The sequence below is a fragment of the Caproiciproducens sp. CPB-2 genome (assembly GCF_036287215.1).
Lineage (GTDB): Bacteria > Bacillota > Clostridia > Oscillospirales > Acutalibacteraceae > Caproiciproducens.
Window position 1 is genome coordinate 610,835 of sequence record NZ_CP142860.1, and the last position, 13,606, is coordinate 624,440.

Sequence of the window (13,606 nt, forward strand, 5' to 3'; positions counted from 1 at the left end):
TATACATCTTCATTAATTCAAAAGAAAGGAAAATATAAAAATGGACGCTAAATATCTTGCAGAAATCAAGGCACGGGCGGAAGCTGCTGCGGTGCATGAGTATGACGGTATTAATGATTTGATTTACGGCAGGGATGTTAAGTCGCTGCTTGCCGAGGTGGAACAAGCGAATGAAGCTTGCGAGACAGCCTGCGCATCGGCCAGAGAATATTGTGATAAGCTGGTTATTGCTGAAAAGCAGATCTCCACACTGAGAAAGGCCCTGGAACTGGCAATTGACAGAGCCCTACCGGAATCTTCTTATTCGGTAAAACAAGCGATTACCCGGGATTTGCTCGAAAAGTGCGCCCGGCAGGCGCAGGAACAGGAGGCTGAGAAATGAAAATAGCTTGCGAAAAATGTTTAAAAGCTGAAGATGCCGATAGGCTGAAAGATTGGTTACGAGTACGAACCGATAACTCTGAATTCTGGCTTTGCCCGCATTGTGCAGACGGATTTTGGATGGCAATAGATAGCCAACTTCCACCGGTTGTAAAGAAGGAGGCCACTCCATGACCTTATACCATTTCTGCGCCGCTCACATGAAGAACAGCATCCTCGCCAATGGATTGACGGAAGGTAAGTTTCCCCATTGGGAAGGAAATGACCTACAGCCTATCCCGCGTTGCCAATGGCTCACAGCAGACCCGGACCCGCGAAATCAAAGCTGGGCGACTCAACATGTGATCGATTATAGCCGCACAGCATACCGCCTGACCGTCAATATTCCAGATAGTTACCGTAAAAAACTGTTTCGAGCGCTTGATTTCGTCCAGGACATGCCGGTAGAAGATCATCAGCTCGTGACTAACTGGCCCGGTGGGGAAGACTGGTACATATATTGCGGAAAAATTCCTACAAAATGGATTGTCGGATGCAGAAGAATGAAGGAGGCCACCCCATGACAACATCAGAAAAATTAAGACACCTACGCCGCGGGACAGGCCGCGATCCGGAAAAGACAGCGGAATTGATAGGACTAACCGCGCAATATTACCGCCTGCTGGAAAGCGGCAAAAATGCACCCGGAAAGAAAGCAGTCGCTCTGATAACAAAGTATTACGGAATATCACCTGATTTTCTTACCAGTCCAGCGGTCACGGAAGCAAAATTAAAGCCGCCTGATTCACAGCGGGAAGAACAAAGGCCGGAAGAGAAGAAATTAATTTCTATGCCAGCGGGCAATGGCTGCCTGTACCGAATGAGCAACGGCTACTTATGCACGGAACCGGCCTGTGATTGGAGGTTAAGAGTAGACAGAGACACCTACTATTGTCCGAGAAAAGGATGTATGAAAGAGAGGTGCGGAAAGCTTGCCGATAAAAAAGGATCTCAAACTTGATGAATACGAAATTTCTAAATTTGCGTATCGGGAATTACATAATTTCTGTTTGCAGTATCAATACAAAAAGCAAAAACTAACGGAAGTCAGAAGCAAATACAACAGTCCGCAGGTCACCGGGATGCCTCATGGTTCAGGTGTGGGAGACCCGGCTGGAAACGCAGCAATGCAGGCGGCCAGTATGGCAAGAGACATAGAATTAATAGAAAAATGTGCAAAGGCGGTCAGTGCCAGAGATTGGGAACAGATAGTGCTTGCAGTGACCAGGGACGTTCCATGGTACTATTTGCGTATGCTGTGCAATCTTGAAACGGGAGAAAAAAAGTTTAATAATGAGCGAAGATATTTTTATTACTTGCTTGCAAAAGAAAAAAATATTATATGACTGCCGTTTATAGTACCCACAAATGAGTTAATATGAGAGCATGGGAAATTAAGGAAGATAGTTTCACACCGCCAGCGCGGGGCGGAGACGACAACGCCGCGCCCTCCTTTTAGGCGCTCCGCTCCTGCACGGCGGGGCGCTTTGAATATTTCAAAGGACGACCTTAGTGGGCTGTCCTTTTTGTGTGGTGTTTAACCCATGAAATATCATTATCGTCCAACATTCAATTCAAGGGAATTCGGCGCAGCTGAGAAGCGGGCAGATCAGTATTGGAAGCGGCGTAAAGAAAAATCCCCGCCTTTATCGGGCGGGGATCAGTTTACCGATCAGAAACATGCAGCCGTTGCTTTAGACCATCCTGCAAGACCTGCGAAAAGTTGACGTTTGCTTTTTCGGCCAAATCATTAAGCCAGCTGGGAACAGTTACATTCTTGCGGATTGTCCGCATATCATTGGCACGCCGATAGGAATCTAAGTCAATATCAACCAGAGTTACGATTTCATTCGTATCGTGGTCAATGTCTGTCGCGGAAGATGGTTCCGGAATCTTTTTGCCGGAATCCTGTTCAGTAATTCCCCACAGGCCGATGGCATCACGGGCCATTTCAATCGCTTCGGCAATGTCGCTTCCTTCACTGTTAATCTGTAGATCGGGGACGTATACGACATATCCGCGTTCTGCCGGGGTAAGGACAACGGGATAAACCTTTTTCATAGTAAGCACCTCCAACTTCGTATTAATGCTATTTTGCCCATAATTTCTGAGCTACGAATTTTATCTAATGCGGCCGGTCAGGGGCTTTATTTCAGCCCCTGCCGCTTGATGATTGCTTTTGCTAGAAGTTCATTGATTTCATTGTGCCGGGGTATCGGCTCGCTTTTCTTTCCGTTGGTGTAGATATCATGATTAGCACCTTCTCTGATTTTCCACCATCCATTCTGTTCTAACTTTTTTATTAAGTCCTTGCGCTTCATGTCCTCACCTCATGATTATATTATACACACTTAATGCGCATAAGTCAAGGACTTTTAAAAATATTTATACGTATTTTTTGCGCATAATGGAGAAACGTAAATGAATGGTAAATGGCAAATATATCCAAAAGACATAAGCACAACAGAGATTGACGGGAAGGTCATTATTATCCTATCTGGTGAAACATTGCGGCAACTAAAAGAGCTTATTGCAAGCAATAATGCCCATGAGTTTTACGTCTCACCAGAGTGGCGGCATCTGCGGGCGGAAGTCCTGAGAGAACAGAAGAACGAATGCCAGGAGCACCGAAAGCGCGGTAGCTATGCCAGAGCAAACCATGTGCATCATGTCAATTATCTGCGCAACAGACCGGAACTTGCATTAAGCAGATGGTACCTGGATAAGCAGGGAATGCCACGGCGGAACCTGATTGCCGTGTGCAAGAATTGTCACGAAACAGTATGTCACCCGGAACGGCTGCGGCATGCGAAGCTCGAGCCGTGGCCGGAGAGTTGGGAGTGAGAACGATGAGCAAAGAAGTTGCTTGCTCACACTGTGGAGCATGTAATACGGTTGCAGAATTCAACGACAGGGATATGCAGGAGTATGGCAAGACCGTGTTTTGCTGTTGCCAGTGTGATAAGCTATTTACTTTACGCGACGATGGCGACGGTGAATTTATCTTGTCCAGACAATACCCCCGGTCAAAATAAAACGCATTTTAATTTCAAAGGGCGTTACTCGGGTGGGTTCAAGACATTTTATATTTCCATCGCGCACATATGGGAGGTGATGGGTGTGCCAAAAAAGACGAAACAGAAAATTTTGCGGGACGAAATTCAGCAGGATCTCATCGATCAGCTTGAGCGCAATGGGACGGTCGGCACCTATTACACCGACATGATTACCGATTACATGAAGCTGTGGGACACCAAAAACCGCCTGATAGCCGATATTGAAGCGCGTGGCGTCACCGTGGAGAGCGTCACTCAGGCCGGGACCAATATCAAGCGCAATGATTCCGTCGGGGATCTCCTGAAAACCAATGCGCAGATGCTGAAACTGCTGGACAGCCTCGGGATCCGCCCCGCGCAGACGGACGGTGGCGGGGATGCTGAAATGTAAGTACATCGACGATTACATGTCGGCGGTCCGCAGCGGGAAAGTCAAATCCTCAAAAGAAATCCACCAGGCGATGGATTATATTGAGCGAAAGCTTTACCCGCCGGCCGATGTGTTTATCGACACCGCGAAGATTGACAAAGCCGTTGAACTGATTGAGCGATATTTTGAAATGAAGCTCCTGCCGTGGGAACTTTTTGTGTTGGCTCTTGTGCATTGCTACTATCGTCAAACCGATACCGTCGTGTTCAATGAGTTCTTCATCATGATGGGGCGCGGGAATGGCAAGAACGGGTTTATCTCTGGTTTAGCGTGGTATCTCACGACGAAGTATCACGGAGTAAACGGGTACAACGTCGATATCATCGCAAACAGCGAAGATCAGGCGAAAACATCGTTTGAAGATATTTACTCCATGCTGGAAAGCACCTGGGCAAAATCCAAACGATTTTTTTATAAGTCCAAAGTCGAGATTACAAATTTACAGACAAAATCCTATATCAAGTACAACACGTCGAACGCCCGCACCAAAGACGGAAAGCGCTCGGCGTGTTTGATTTTTGATGAAGAGCATGAGTACGAAAATTCCAAAAACATCGGCGTGTTTCAGTCTGGGTTCGGCAAGCGGAAACACAGCCGGATATTCAAAATTACCACAAACGGATATGTTCGCGACGGCGTACTTGATGATGATCTCCGCTTGGCACATGATGTTTTGAGCGGCGACATTACCGAGCTTGGCCTCTGCCCGCTGATCTATAAGATGGATTCCGACGAAGAAGTCAACCATCCTGAACTGTGGGAAAAGGCAAATCCGTCTCTCCCGTGCTTCCCTGAATTGAAAAAAGAAATGGATTCCGAGTACGTCAAGATGAAGTACGACCGGCAGACATTTCTTGATTTTTACACAAAGCGTATGAACCTACCCCGCAGCGGAGAAGAAACGCCGATCACGGCGGAGGAAAACATAGCCGCGACGAATCAGCCGATTTCAGACCTGACCGGACACCCCTGCACGGCCGGGATTGACTATGCGGCAATCAACGACTTTGCCAGCGCAAACCTCCATTTCAAGGAAGGGGAAAAAAGATATGACATCAATCACTCATGGCTCTGCTTACAGTCCGCCGACCTGAACCGGCTGAAAATTCCGTGGAAAGATTGGGCGGCGCGCGGGTGGCTGACGCTGGTCGACGAAAAGGAAATCAATCCGGATATCCTCGCCGAATGGATTTCAAAGCAGGCGCAGAAGTACAACATCAAAAAGCTTGCCCTGGATAACAACAAATACGCTGTTGTGGCGCGGGCGCTCCGTGACGTCGGGTTTGACACAAAGACATATAAGAATCTGGTCTGCGTCCGGCCGAACGACATCATGCGGACGGTACCGGTGATCGACAGCGTGTTTATCAATCAGAATTTTGCATGGGGAGATTATCCCCCCCTTCGCTGGGCGGCTCGGAATACGAAGCGGGAAGAGCGGGGGCGAACGGAAGGAACCAGCACAGGGAATTTTTACTATGCAAAAATCGAAGCGAAATCCAGAAAGACAGACCCGTGGATGTCGGTAGTCCACTCAATGACGATTGAAAGTGAACTGGATGAAGTCACAAGCTCCTATGACGATATGCCGGTAATTACCCTGTAATGGAGGTGAGAAATTGGGATTAATATCTTGGCTGTATGAAAAGCTCGGCGGGCAGGCGGTACCAGTCAGCGGTGAGGGCCTTGCCGAGGACATCGACGAATATTATCAAGCCTATGCGGATGTGTATTACCGGGAGCTTGCTTTCTGGTCAACTGTAAATACCATCGCAAACGCCGTCAGCAAGTGCGAATTCAAGACTTACTCCGGGGGCGTTGAAAAGAAAGGCGCAGAGTATTATCTCTGGAATGTGGAACCAAATAAAAATCAGAATTCAAGCGGATTCATCCATAAATGGATTGCACAACTCTACCGCCATAATGAATGCTTGATTATTGAGCAGAACGGGCAGCTGCTTGTAGCGGACAGTTTTATTAGAACGCCTTACGCTCTGTACGACGATATTTTTACCAACGTAACGGTTGGTGATTTTTCTTTTTCACGGTCTTTTAGCCAGTCGGAGGTCCTCTATTGGCAGCTCTCCGAAAAAGATATGCGGAAGGTCACGGCGGCGCTGTACCAAAGCTATTCAAAGCTGCTTGCCTATAGCATGAAAGCCTATCAGAAGTCGCGTGGAACGAAGGGAATTTTCAATTATGAGACATTGCCGGTCGCGGGGTCGGAGCAAAGAAAAGCCTTTGACGACTTGCTGGAAAACAAGTTCAAAACGTTCATGAGTACCGGCGATGCTATTCTCCCTCTCGGCTCTGGACAGTCCTATGCTGACATCGGCAGCAAGACCTATTCTTCCGAAAGCACCCGCGATATCCGGGCGATGGTAGATGATATTTCCGACTTCACGGCAAAAGCATTCGGCGTTCCTCCTGCACTGCTTCATGGCGACGTGCAGGGCGTGAATGAGGTTACGGACCAGCTATTGACGTTTTGTGTGGATCCATTATGTTGCATGCTCGAGGAGGAGATCAACCGGAAGCGTTACGGCCAATCGGAATTTTTGAAACGCAATTACATGCAGATTGACACAAAGTCCATTAAGCACATTGACTTGTTAAGCGTGTCTACGTCCATTGACAAGCTGATTTCTTCCGGCGCGTATAGCATTAACGACATTCGCCGTCTGTGTAATGACGAGCCGATCGATGCCGATTGGGCGAACCGTCACATGATTACAAAAAATTATACCGTTGCCGATCTGATGGCGACTATGGAGGGAAACGATGATGGAACAGCTAAGAAAGAATGATTCCGCGAGAGGGGGTGATTAGTTGAAAAAGTATTATTCGATGGAAACCAGCGGGCGCACGGCTGACGTGTACATTTTCGGCGACATTGTAGACGCCGCAAGCACCGGGGTTGATGCAGCACTTGGGTTTGATTTTGGAGATGTTTCTGGGCTATCCATTGTCAATGAGATTAAGAATCTCGACGTCGATACAATTAATGTCCACATCAACAGCATGGGCGGTTACACCAACGAGGGTATAGCAATCTTTAATACCCTCAAAAACAGCAAGGCAAAGGTCAACACAATCGTGGATGGATTCGCCTGCTCCGCCGCGTCCATTATATTTATGGCGGGGGGTAACCGGATCATGAACAGCGCATCAATTCTTATGATCCATAATGCGTGGAGTATAACGGAAGGAAATGCGGCGCAGATGCGGCAGCAGGCGGATGTGCTGGAAAAAATCTCGCAGGCGGCCGGGAATGCCTACGCTGAAAAAGTTACAATCAGCCGGGAAGAGCTGGACACTATGCTTGACGGTGAAAACCATGAGGGCACATGGATCTTGCCGGAGGACGCATTGAAGATGGGTTTTGCGACAGAGATTTCCAGCGCCACCGAAAGCAGCGCCGCAAGCCAAAGCGCCATGCGGATGATGTTCCAAAAATTTACGGCAAAGCCGAAAGTTGCTACACAATCTCCGATTGACGTTGAAAAATTGGCGTCCTCCGTCGTGGAAAAGCTCATGGAAAAGATTCCGGAACCCCCGAAAGAAAACAATCCCATGAAATTTTTGAGCGCCCTTACGGGCGGAAAGGACTGATAACATGAAAAATCTTGATACCCTCAACGAAAAGAAGGCCGAAATCCTCCAGCGTATGAGCGAGGCGGTAAAGTCCAACGACACCGAGGCGTTTGCGCAGGCGTGGTCTGACCTTGCCAACAACATTCAGGACGCGGTGATGAAGGATGCGCAGGAACTGATCCAGCAGAACGACACAGTCGTCCTCGCGCAGCGCGGCGTCCGGCAGCTCACCAGCGAGGAAACCAAATACTGGCAGGGCGCTATTGACGCGATTCGTAGCGACATGACCGGAGGCCACGCAAAATCTGCTGTTACCCTGATCGATGAAACGCTCCCGAAAACCACGATCAATGCGGTTTTTGATGACCTAACCGCAAATCACCCGCTCCTTGATGCGATCAATTTCCAGAACACCAGCGCCCTGACGGAAATTCTGATTTCCACGACCTCCGGCGTGGCCGGGTGGAGCGAGCTGACCGCGACGATCACGGATGAACTGTCCGGCGCGTTTGCGGTGATCAATCTCGACAAGAAAAAACTGTCGGCATTCATCCCCGTCGCAAACGCGATGCTTGACCTTGGCCCGACATGGCTTGACCAGTATGTCCGTACCCTGCTTTCCGAAGCGCTCGCGGTTGAATTGGAAGCTGGTGCTGTGGACGGAGACGGCAGCGGAAAGCCTCTCGGAATGACCCGCGCACTGACCGGAGACACCGGCGGAGTGTTCCCCCGCAAGACTGCAACCGCGATTACTGCTCTTGACCCGACGACCTACGGAACCATCCTCAACACGCTTTCGCAGGGGCCGAACAACAAGCGCCGCGCAATTGCCTCTGTCCTGCTGATTGTGAATCCTGCGGACTATTTCACGAAGGTGTTCCCCGCTACTACTCCCCGCACCACGGACGGCGGCTTCAATTCCGGCGTGTTCCCGTTTCCGACCACGGTCATTCAGTCGGCGGCGGTACCGGAAGGCCATGCGGTGATGGGACTTGGGCCGAAATATTTTATGGGCCTCGGGACTGGTAAGGCCGGGAAACTGGAATATTCCGACGAATACAAATTCCTCGAGGATCAGCGCGTTTACCGTATTAAGCTGTACGGAAACGGCAGGGCGCTGGACGAGAATGCTTTTGTTTATCTCGACATCTCCGGGCTTGTGCCTTACGTCCAGCAGGTTAAGGTGACGAACGCAGCGGATTTTCCGACGGGCGCTTAACCGAAAACAGCCCTGACCTCGCTGCCATGACACGGGCGGAACTGCTTGAAACGGCGGCGGGAATGGGGCTTACCGGTCTAAGCGCCGCCAGAAAAGCGGACATAAAAACAGCGATTGAGGCGGTGATGTGATGGCCCTCCCCGATGGGCTGCTCGACGCGGTCAAAAACAATCTGGATATAACGTGGGATGACCCGGGCGGCGACACAAAGCTGTCCGGGATTATTGCGCGCGGAATTAAGTACCTCGACACCTCGGCGGGCATGGTACTGGATTATACCGCCGAGGATAAGCCCCGCGAATTGCTGATGGAGTATTGCCGATATGCCCGCAGCAACGCTCTTGACGAATTTCAGACAAATTATCTGCACGAGCTGTTGACGCTCCAAATTCAAGCGGAGGTGGGCGCGTATGATACGGAAGAAAGCACAGACCCATAACGACGGAATTGTGAAAATCTATACCGTGACGAACTCCGCCCCGCCCGGCGGGATGCCTGTGGAGGCGCTGGTACTGAAAGAAACGCTCCGCTACAAGGAACGAACTGTCGGTAATCAACGTTACTATCAGGCGATGCAGGCTGGGGCGAAGGTTGATATGGTGCTCCGCTGCCTGCTCCGCCGTGATGTATCCGGGCAGGATATTGCAATCCCGAACGATGGGAAGCAGTACCGAATTACGCTTGTGCAGTACCCGGAGGATGCGGAACCGCCTGTGATGGACTTGACACTGGAAAGGGTGACACAGGATTATGAGCTCTCTTGATGCTTTAAAAACCGCCTTGCTTTCTGTCACCGATAATGTCGGCCATTACACGTCCCATAAAAAAACAGATCGATATATCGTATGGGCCGAGGATGGCGGCTACGAAAATTGGTCATAAGGTACTAATTGGCTGCAGAGTAACTGTTCCGCAAACCGGTCTGGGTAGTGGTCAGGTGCAAATTCAAGGATTTCCTTGGTCATCCGCAGAAAATGTCGGTGTGTTGATTCCAATAACAAATATAGAAACTACAACATGGGCGTTTGGGAGATTAATGATTGATGAGAGCGGACTGTTCCTGTGTAAAGTGCAACCAGGATATGCTGCTTTTGATGCTGCAGCTGTTGCAAATGTAAATCCGGAAATAGGATTCCATTTTTCTTATCACTCATGGATTTGATGGTTAGGAGGTCAAACATGTATTATGATTCATTAACAGAAAAAGGTGTATCTATTCTAAAAATCATTGATGATGTTAATAATAGAAAATGGTACAGCAATAGCGCAGAAGGTAGAGTTGAACTACAAGCCGATGTGGATGAAGAAACCTATAATGCTATCATTGCCGTATGGGGAGATACACCGACAGTTGTTGAACCAGTTCCGCCGCCTGAACAGCCGACAGACACCGACATTCTCGGTCAGACGGTTGCCGATCTGACACTGCAAAACATGCAGCTCAATTCCGCAGTGGACACGCTGGGCGCCGCGCTCGCACAGACTCAGATTGACATAATGGCCCTGAAAGGAGGCGCATCCTGATGGCATTTTGGGCGTTGGCGTATACCCGTAAATGGGTAACGATCGATCAGCTCCGGCAGGCCGTGTTGACGGACAGCAATCCGTACGGCCAGATCACACCGGAGCAGTTTCAGACAATTACAGGGGAGGAATTCGCATGATAAAAGGTATCGATATCGCCCGTTATCAGGGAAATCCTGATTTTCGGCGCGTTAAGGCTGCCGGCATCCAGTATGCGATGCTTAAAGCAACCGAGGGAGTCAACTACATAGACCCTTGTTTCAAGGCCAATGCCGCGGCCGCGATTTCCGCAGGGTTGCCGATCGGCGTATACCATTTTCTTCGCGCGGGCAGCGTAGCTGATCAAGTGCGGGATTGTCTGGCGGCGATTAAGCCATATCGGATTACATGGCCGGTCGCCGTGGACGTGGAGGATGCCCCAGGAACCACGGAATTGTCCAAACTCGGACGGGACAAGCTGACTGACATGGCAATCGACTTCTGCCTGAAGATCAAGGCTGCCGGGTACCCGCCGATGATCTACAGCAATTACAATTGGCTGTACGTTGCAAAATATCTTGACGTCGCCCGCATCAAGGCCGCAGGAATCCCAATCTGGATGGCGTGGTACAGCAAGGCAACGCCGGACAATACCGACCGGTCCGCGCTGTGCGACATGTGGCAGTATGCGAGTGACGGCAAGGCGGACGGCATCACCAGTGACGGCCTTGACATGAATGTGTCCTATCGGGATTTCGGAGTCGTGCCATACACCTGCGATACGTCCGGCGCGGTTGAGATAGCGAAAGGCAGTTGCTATACCGCCAAAACGACCGGTGAAATTGAGCTTGTGGCCGGAACTCCGGGGCGTGTACAGATCATCCGGTGCATCCAACAGGGCTATATCCTGTGGCATATCGTGCCAATCGGCGAGCCCGGGCAGGATGTAGGAATATATCCGCAGGGGCGTTCGGAGAAAATATTTACAGCAAAAATCAAATAAATAATATTTTGGAGGGTAAAATCTATGGACAAAATAAAAGTAGCCATTATTGCGGTATTCACTGCATTGTCGGCATGGCTGGGGATTCTGGCCGTGCCGGTGCTCATGCTGGTGCTGCTCAATATAATCGATTACGGTACCGGCCTTGCCGCGGCGAAGTATCGGGACCAGAAGATCAGCAGCTATAAAGGCTTTCGCGGAATTGTAAAAAAAGTCTGCATGTGGTTGCTGGTCGGCATCGGCGCTATTATTGATATGCTGATTACATACGGCGCGGAGCAGGCGGGGATCGTGCTGCACATCGGCTATGCGGTCGCGTCCCTGGTCGCCGTGTGGCTGATCTGTAACGAGATCATCAGCATATTGGAAAACATGGCGGACATTGGCGTCAGCTACCCGGCATTCCTGAAACGGATTGTGGACAAGGTACGCGATCAGGTTGAGAGCAAAGCGGCACAGGCGATGCCCGAGGACGAAAAAAGCGAATAGACACAATTTATCCCGCTGCTGGCCGGTTGGCTGGCAGCGGGATTTTTTTTTGATAGTTTCCCTGTATAAGGAAACTATTGTAGGATAAGTAGGGTTATGTGGTAGCCCTAGTATTACATGGATATTAAAGTGAAGAACTATAAATCGTATAGAGTTAATGAAATCTGGGAAGAATTAAAATTAATTATAATAAAAATATGGAAAATATTAACTATACGTGATATAATTGCGTCAGATAAAGAAGAAAAAAGATAAAAGGATTGATTAAATTGGCAAAACTTTCTTTTTTTATTTACAGTGAGGCAATTCAGAGTGTACCTCCTATGCAACCACCAAAGCCTGTTATCACAGGTCCTTTAATGGTACTTACACCGATAAGAATACCTGGAAACTATTCTTTTGCTATTTCTTTTGGAATTCTCGGCTTTAATATAACCCAAAGCAACAAACTACAAATTGTTTTTAGTGACCCGAACGGAGTTTCAATACAAGATACCGGGGTAGTAGAGCTTCCAGCCGATCAAGGACAAGGTAATTTACCACCGGAGTATCAAGGCTTAGTGTTGAATATGGACTATAGGAATGTTTTATTTAGGAATGAAGGCGATTACAAGACAACCGTATTTCTAAACGGCGAAGATATAGGTGGTTCTGTAATACCAGTGATAGCGAGTGAGAAACAATGACATCGGCGATTAATACATACACTAAAAGAAATGATTTGGGGACAAGTCTATTATTACCTGTTGCCGTAATTGGCATTTCGATAGCTGGAATGCTTGGCCCAAAAGTTTATTCAAATAATGCTCTATCAAAAACTTACCTTCCAAATGCAGTTCATCAGGAATTTGGAAATTCTACGGGGATAAAAAACATTAACCTCGAATATAATAGTATCGCCGTTTGTTCATGCAGCAATGAGGTGACTACTATGGGTGATGAAAAAATGAGTGAAAATTTAAAGAGACTAGATGCTTTTTCAAAATTTGAAACCAATTGGAATGGACACGGAGCCGCGCCCATTCCAATGAATGTTATTGCAAAAATGAAGGGGCTGGTTTTGACTTTAGCACACCAGCCAGACATTTTCCCAACCGCTTGTGATAGTATACAGTTTGAATATGAAAAGGATGACGGTTCATATTTAGAGTTCGAATTATTCGAAGACAAACTACAAGTTTTTTCAATGGACTCAAAAGGCACCGAAAATACCTCTTATGTGAATTTTGATGCACAAGAAATTAACAAGGTGGTTAATAATTTTTATGGATGTTAATTTTGAGGATGAGGGAGAACAAATATATCGAGCAATTCTTCCGGCGGATTGTTATTGGAAACCAGATGGCACTCTGTCGAGCGCTGCTTTTAAAGATAAGAAGGGACTCTCAGTCGATAGGGCTAATGGAAGAAGTCAATCAGAGTGCATTTCTTTTATGAAATCACATCTTAGTGGAAGTATTGCTTTTGTTACCGTAAAAATGTGTCATAATGTAAATGCGTTATTAAAATACCTCCCTCTTCCTGATGATGAGTTTCATTCTGAAATACATAACAGCGAAAGTATTGCATTGCTGTCCAAAAGACAGGCAAAATACTTAGCGCATATCGCTACAGTAGTTAGCAGAGAAGAGGGCATATAAGGGTCACGCGCTGGCGAAGTCGTGGATACTGACAGTGGCATAACAAAATATATTAACGAGCCCACCGGTTAATCCGGTGGGATTTTTCACGTTATATCCAGGCATTTCAACAGCATACAATTTCCCGTCCGCTCCCCGGTACAGTGCATATGCATCCGCGCCGCCTATTTCCGTATATGGCCCAGGTATTTCCGCTTCCGACTGCACGAGATTAGCATAACCCACTGGATCGACATAGATTTTCATAACTTC

At 48.2% G+C, this 13,606-nt stretch carries 24 protein-coding genes; 21 read left to right on the forward strand and 3 right to left on the reverse strand.

Features of this window, described 5'->3' with window-relative positions; translation table 11 throughout:
* Positions 1-40: 40 nt before the first annotated feature.
* The 5 genes from VXK30_RS03050 to VXK30_RS03070 are packed head-to-tail and all read left to right on the forward strand — an operon-like array spanning position 41 to position 1,766.
* Positions 41-382: a hypothetical protein gene (locus VXK30_RS03050; protein ID WP_275716067.1), complete on the forward strand. Its 342-nt coding sequence runs from the start codon at positions 41-43 to the stop codon at positions 380-382.
* Complete coding sequence (locus VXK30_RS03055; protein ID WP_275716069.1) at positions 379-555, forward strand: hypothetical protein; 177 nt, start codon at positions 379-381, stop codon at positions 553-555. The genes VXK30_RS03050 and VXK30_RS03055 overlap by 4 nt, the downstream gene beginning before the upstream one ends.
* A complete protein-coding gene (locus VXK30_RS03060; RefSeq protein WP_275716071.1) occupies positions 552-944 on the forward strand; it encodes a hypothetical protein in 393 nt (130 codons plus the stop codon). The genes VXK30_RS03055 and VXK30_RS03060 overlap by 4 nt, the downstream gene beginning before the upstream one ends.
* Positions 941-1,381 carry a helix-turn-helix domain-containing protein gene (locus VXK30_RS03065; protein ID WP_275716073.1) on the forward strand — a complete coding sequence of 147 codons (441 nt, stop codon included), beginning with the start codon at positions 941-943 and terminating at the stop codon, positions 1,379-1,381. Before VXK30_RS03060 ends, VXK30_RS03065 begins: the two co-directional genes overlap by 4 nt.
* Positions 1,353-1,766: a hypothetical protein gene (locus tag VXK30_RS03070; RefSeq protein WP_275716075.1), complete on the forward strand. Its 414-nt coding sequence runs from the start codon at positions 1,353-1,355 to the stop codon at positions 1,764-1,766. The genes VXK30_RS03065 and VXK30_RS03070 overlap by 29 nt, the downstream gene beginning before the upstream one ends.
* Positions 1,767-2,085: 319 nt before the next feature.
* Here VXK30_RS03070 and VXK30_RS03075 read toward each other — a convergent pair whose 3' ends face one another.
* Both VXK30_RS03075 and VXK30_RS03080 read right to left on the reverse strand, forming a co-directional pair.
* The gene (locus VXK30_RS03075) at positions 2,086-2,481 is read right to left on the reverse strand and encodes a type II toxin-antitoxin system HicB family antitoxin (RefSeq protein WP_275716077.1); all 396 of its coding nucleotides are present in this window, start codon (positions 2,479-2,481) and stop codon (positions 2,086-2,088) included.
* Positions 2,482-2,567: 86 nt separating this feature from the next.
* Positions 2,568-2,741, reverse strand: coding sequence for a type II toxin-antitoxin system HicA family toxin (locus tag VXK30_RS03080; protein ID WP_275716079.1), 174 nt, complete (start codon positions 2,739-2,741; stop codon positions 2,568-2,570).
* A gap of 100 nt (positions 2,742-2,841) precedes the next feature.
* Here VXK30_RS03080 and VXK30_RS03085 point away from each other — a divergent pair, with 100 nt between their 5' ends.
* The 16 genes from VXK30_RS03085 (at position 2,842) to VXK30_RS03160 (ending at position 13,354) form a co-directional block, all read left to right on the forward strand.
* A complete protein-coding gene (locus tag VXK30_RS03085; protein ID WP_275716080.1) occupies positions 2,842-3,264 on the forward strand; it encodes an HNH endonuclease in 423 nt (140 codons plus the stop codon).
* A 276-nt stretch (positions 3,265-3,540) separates the two neighbouring features.
* Positions 3,541-3,867 carry a P27 family phage terminase small subunit gene (locus VXK30_RS03090; RefSeq protein WP_275716082.1) on the forward strand — a complete coding sequence of 109 codons (327 nt, stop codon included), beginning with the start codon at positions 3,541-3,543 and terminating at the stop codon, positions 3,865-3,867.
* Complete coding sequence (locus tag VXK30_RS03095; protein WP_275716084.1) at positions 3,854-5,512, forward strand: terminase large subunit domain-containing protein; 1,659 nt, start codon at positions 3,854-3,856, stop codon at positions 5,510-5,512. The genes VXK30_RS03090 and VXK30_RS03095 overlap by 14 nt, the downstream gene beginning before the upstream one ends.
* 13 nt (positions 5,513-5,525) lie before the next feature.
* Complete coding sequence (locus tag VXK30_RS03100) at positions 5,526-6,713, forward strand: phage portal protein (RefSeq protein WP_275716086.1); 1,188 nt, start codon at positions 5,526-5,528, stop codon at positions 6,711-6,713.
* A 22-nt stretch (positions 6,714-6,735) separates the two neighbouring features.
* Positions 6,736-7,518: a head maturation protease, ClpP-related gene (locus tag VXK30_RS03105; RefSeq protein WP_275716088.1), complete on the forward strand. Its 783-nt coding sequence runs from the start codon at positions 6,736-6,738 to the stop codon at positions 7,516-7,518.
* A gap of 4 nt (positions 7,519-7,522) precedes the next feature.
* A complete protein-coding gene (locus VXK30_RS03110; RefSeq protein ID WP_275716089.1) occupies positions 7,523-8,719 on the forward strand; it encodes a phage major capsid protein in 1,197 nt (398 codons plus the stop codon).
* Between the two features lie 130 nt (positions 8,720-8,849).
* Positions 8,850-9,158, forward strand: coding sequence for a hypothetical protein (locus tag VXK30_RS03115; RefSeq protein ID WP_275716091.1), 309 nt, complete (start codon positions 8,850-8,852; stop codon positions 9,156-9,158).
* Positions 9,130-9,483 carry a phage head closure protein gene (locus tag VXK30_RS03120; protein ID WP_275716093.1) on the forward strand — a complete coding sequence of 118 codons (354 nt, stop codon included), beginning with the start codon at positions 9,130-9,132 and terminating at the stop codon, positions 9,481-9,483. Before VXK30_RS03115 ends, VXK30_RS03120 begins: the two co-directional genes overlap by 29 nt.
* A gap of 92 nt (positions 9,484-9,575) precedes the next feature.
* The gene (locus tag VXK30_RS03125) at positions 9,576-9,881 is read left to right on the forward strand and encodes a hypothetical protein (protein ID WP_275716095.1); all 306 of its coding nucleotides are present in this window, start codon (positions 9,576-9,578) and stop codon (positions 9,879-9,881) included.
* 17 nt (positions 9,882-9,898) lie between these two features.
* Entirely contained in the window at positions 9,899-10,243 is a 345-nt protein-coding gene (locus VXK30_RS03130; protein ID WP_275716097.1) for a hypothetical protein, read from the forward strand.
* A complete protein-coding gene (locus VXK30_RS03135; RefSeq protein ID WP_275716099.1) occupies positions 10,243-10,383 on the forward strand; it encodes an XkdX family protein in 141 nt (46 codons plus the stop codon). The genes VXK30_RS03130 and VXK30_RS03135 overlap by 1 nt, the downstream gene beginning before the upstream one ends.
* The gene (locus VXK30_RS03140; protein WP_275716101.1) at positions 10,380-11,225 is read left to right on the forward strand and encodes a GH25 family lysozyme; all 846 of its coding nucleotides are present in this window, start codon (positions 10,380-10,382) and stop codon (positions 11,223-11,225) included. Before VXK30_RS03135 ends, VXK30_RS03140 begins: the two co-directional genes overlap by 4 nt.
* A gap of 24 nt (positions 11,226-11,249) precedes the next feature.
* The gene (locus VXK30_RS03145) at positions 11,250-11,714 is read left to right on the forward strand and encodes a phage holin family protein (RefSeq protein ID WP_275716103.1); all 465 of its coding nucleotides are present in this window, start codon (positions 11,250-11,252) and stop codon (positions 11,712-11,714) included.
* 269 nt (positions 11,715-11,983) lie between these two features.
* Positions 11,984-12,400 (forward strand): hypothetical protein, encoded by a 417-nt coding sequence (locus VXK30_RS03150; RefSeq protein ID WP_275716105.1) that lies wholly within the window; start codon positions 11,984-11,986, stop codon positions 12,398-12,400.
* Positions 12,397-12,990 (forward strand): hypothetical protein, encoded by a 594-nt coding sequence (locus VXK30_RS03155; RefSeq protein ID WP_275716107.1) that lies wholly within the window; start codon positions 12,397-12,399, stop codon positions 12,988-12,990. The genes VXK30_RS03150 and VXK30_RS03155 overlap by 4 nt, the downstream gene beginning before the upstream one ends.
* Complete coding sequence (locus tag VXK30_RS03160; RefSeq protein WP_275716109.1) at positions 12,980-13,354, forward strand: hypothetical protein; 375 nt, start codon at positions 12,980-12,982, stop codon at positions 13,352-13,354. Before VXK30_RS03155 ends, VXK30_RS03160 begins: the two co-directional genes overlap by 11 nt.
* A 3-nt stretch (positions 13,355-13,357) precedes the next feature.
* Here the strand turns inward: VXK30_RS03160 and VXK30_RS03165 are convergent, their stop codons facing one another.
* Positions 13,358-13,600 (reverse strand): hypothetical protein, encoded by a 243-nt coding sequence (locus tag VXK30_RS03165; RefSeq protein WP_275716111.1) that lies wholly within the window; start codon positions 13,598-13,600, stop codon positions 13,358-13,360.
* Positions 13,601-13,606: the final 6 nt, after the last annotated feature.